This window comes from Vibrio sp. 1249-1 (genome assembly GCF_033340495.1).
The window spans coordinates 1-540 of record NZ_JAWOWJ010001071.1 but is presented as its reverse complement, the minus strand read 5'-3'; the positions used below and the strand labels follow the sequence as shown (position 1 = coordinate 540).

General features: G+C 46.3%; 1 protein-coding gene. It reads right to left on the bottom strand.

Features of this window, described 5'->3' with window-relative positions; translation table 11 throughout:
- A partial coding sequence (locus tag R7Z50_RS30530) for a methyl-accepting chemotaxis protein (RefSeq protein ID WP_318150154.1) occupies positions 1–540 on the bottom strand: 540 nt, incomplete at both ends.

The window sequence follows — 540 nt, the reverse complement described above, 5'->3', positions numbered from 1 at the left end:
TACGGTGGTTTGCATCGTTTGCTTGGCTCGCTGACTCTTCCGTGTTGCGTGCAACGTCGGCTACCGCAGCTTTCATTTCCGTCATTGCTGTTGCAACGTGCGTGATTTGTAGCTGTTGGTCTTTCATGCCAGATGCAGAAAGCTCAGAGATTTGGTTCATCTCTTCTACTGCACTGCTCAATTGCGTTACAGCGGCAATAACGTTGTCGATAACTTGGCGTAGGTCGTTTTGCATCTTAGTCGTTGCATCTGCCAACTCGCCCAGTTCATCGTTACCAATCAATTTACGATCGATGTCTTTAGAAAGGTCACCTTTCGCAATCGAGTTTGCTTGTTCCACAACAAGTTGTAGTGGGCCACAAATCAAACGCGTTAGAACAAGCGTCATAACAATCATGATCACTAGAATGGTCACGTTACTCGCGATGGATGAGCTGCTCAAACCGTTCACTGAAGAAAGGATGTGATTTTTGTTGCTGTCCATTGCGACTTTCAACAAGCGGATTAGCTCGTTTAGATCAGAATCGACGGCTTCGAAGT